2 protein-coding genes are annotated in these 2,346 nt (G+C 76.4%); both read left to right on the forward strand.

The features are described 5' to 3' along the window. Positions 1-87 precede the first annotated feature (87 nt). Positions 88-1,482, forward strand: coding sequence for an alkaline phosphatase family protein (locus tag HUW36_RS31110; RefSeq protein WP_174531347.1), 1,395 nt, complete (start codon positions 88-90; stop codon positions 1,480-1,482). Further along, on the forward strand, positions 1,479-2,346 hold an 868-nt coding region (locus HUW36_RS31115), incomplete at its 3' end, for a polyprenyl synthetase family protein (protein WP_174531348.1). The genes HUW36_RS31110 and HUW36_RS31115, both read left to right, overlap by 4 nt.

The following is a 2,346-nucleotide window of genomic DNA, read 5'->3' on the forward strand; positions in this document are numbered from 1 at the left end:
GCTGGCCGCCGGCATCGCCGCCGAACTGGCCTTCGCCCGCGACGAACTGGTCGCGCTCGGGCTGTCCACGGCGGCGGGGGTGCCCTCATGAGCCGGCGGCTGGTGGTGCTCGACGTGGTCGGGCTGACGCCGCGGCTGCTGGCGCACATGCCGCGGCTGCGCGCGGTGGCCGAGGCCGGCTTCGCCGCCGAGCTGGGCACCGTGCTGCCGGCGGTGACCTGCTCGGCGCAGGCCACGTTCCTCACCGGCGAGCTGCCCGCCGGGCACGGCGTGGTGGGCAACGGCTGGTACTTCCGCGACCTGGGCGAGGTGCTGCTCTGGCGGCAGCACCACGCGCTGGTCGGCGGCGAGAAGGTGTGGCAGGCGGCCCGCCGGGTGGAGCCGGGCTACCGGGTCGCCAACGTCTGCTGGTGGTACGCGATGGGCGCGGACGTGGACTGGACGGTCACGCCGCGTCCGGTCTACCACGCCGACGGGCGCAAGGAGCCGGACTGCTGGACCGACCCGCCCGAGCTGCGGGACACGCTCACCGACGCGCTCGGCACGTTCCCGCTGTTCAGCTACTGGGGACCGGGCGCCGGGGCGGCGTCCTCGGCCTGGATCAGCCGGGCGGCGCAGCGCATCCTGGCCGACCACGCCCCCGACCTGACCCTGGTCTACCTGCCGCACCTCGACTACGACCTGCAACGGTTCGGGCCCTCCGACCCCCGGGCCGCCGCGGCGGCGGCCGAGCTGGACGCGGTGCTCGGCCCGCTGCTGGACGCGGCGCGGGAGCGGGACGCGACGGTCGTCGCGCTCTCCGAGTACGGCATCACCGACGTCTCCCGCCCGGTGGACGTCAACCGGATGCTGCGGGCCGAGGGCCTGCTGCGGGTGTACACCCAGGCCGGGATGGAGTACCTGGACCCGTGGACGTCGCGGGTCTTCGCGGTGGCCGACCACCAGGTCGCGCACGTCTACGTGAAGGATCCGGCGGACGTGCCGGCGGTGGCGAAGCGGTGCGCCGCGCTGCCGGGTGTCGCCGAGGTGCTGGACGCGGCCGGGCAGGCCGGGTACGGGCTGGACCATCACCGCTCCGGCGAGCTGGTGCTGGTGGCCGAGCCGGACGCCTGGTTCACGTACTACTACTGGCTGGACGACGCGCGGGCGCCCGACTTCGCCCGGCTGGTCGAGATCCACCGCAAGCCCGGCTACGACCCGGCCGAGCTGTTCTTCGACCCGGCCGCGCCGGGCGCGGCGAAGCGGCGGGCGGCGGTGGCGCTGGCCCGCAAGAAGCTCGGCCTGCGCTATCTGATGAGCGTGGTGGGCCTGGACGCCGGCGCGCGGGCGGTACGCGGCTCGCACGGCCGGCTGCCCGCAGACCCGGCGGACGGTCCGGTGCTGCTCTGCTCCGACCCGGCCGCGACCCGGGCCCGGGTCGCGGCGACCGACGTCAAGGCGTTGCTGCTCCAGCTCGCCGGACTGGCCCGGGAGGCACCATGACCGTCACCGTCGTACCGACCGACCCGGCCCTGCTGCGGGGCCGCTTCGACGCCGCGCTCGCCGCGTTCCTGGACGCGCGCGGGCCGGGTCGGCCGGACGACGGTACGGGGGCCGTCCACGCCGAGGTACGCCGGTTCGTGCTGGCCGGGGGCAAGCGGCTGCGGCCGTTGTTCTGCTACTGGGGCTGGCGGGGCTTCGGCGGCCCGGACGGCCGGCCGATCGTCGTCGCCGCGGCGGCCCTGGAGCTGTTCCACGCGTTCGCGCTGATCCACGACGACATCCTGGACCGCAGCGACCGCCGCCGGGGCGAGCCGACGGTGCACCGGCACTTCGCCGACCTGCACGCCCGGTCCGGGTGGCGGGGCGATCCGGCGGCGTACGGCCGGCGGGCGGCGCTGCTCTGCGGCGACCTCTGCGCGACCTGGTCGGCGCAGATGTTCCACGGGTGCGGACTGCCGGCCGAGCGGCTGCGCCGGGGGCATGCGCTGCTGGCCCGGATGCGGACCGAGGTGATCGCGGGGGAGTACCTGGACGTGGTCGCGGCGGCCGGGGACGGCTCGGTGGCGAGCGCGCTGGCGGTGGTGCGGCTGAAGACGGCCCGCTACACCGTCACCCGGCCGGTGCAGGTCGGCGCCGCGCTGGCCGGGGCGGGCCCGGCGGAGGTGGCCGCGCTGGCCGGCTTCGGCGATCCGCTCGGCGACGCGTTCCAGCTCCGCGACGACCTGCTCGGGGTGTTCGGCGATCCGGCGGTGACCGGCAAGTCCAACCTGGACGACCTGCGGGAGGGCAAGCCCACGGTGCTGATGGCGCTGGCCCGGGCGACGGCCGGCCCGGCCGACGCGGCCCGGCTGGACGCGCTGGTCG

This window comes from Micromonospora maritima (assembly GCF_902825405.1).
GTDB classification, from domain to species: Bacteria; Actinomycetota; Actinomycetes; order Mycobacteriales; family Micromonosporaceae; genus Micromonospora; species Micromonospora maritima.

Coding starts and splice junctions, on each gene's coding strand:
- HUW36_RS31110 (WP_174531347.1), top strand. CDS start 88: ATGAGCCGGCGGCTGGTGGTGCTCGACGTGGTCGGGCTGACGCCGCGG.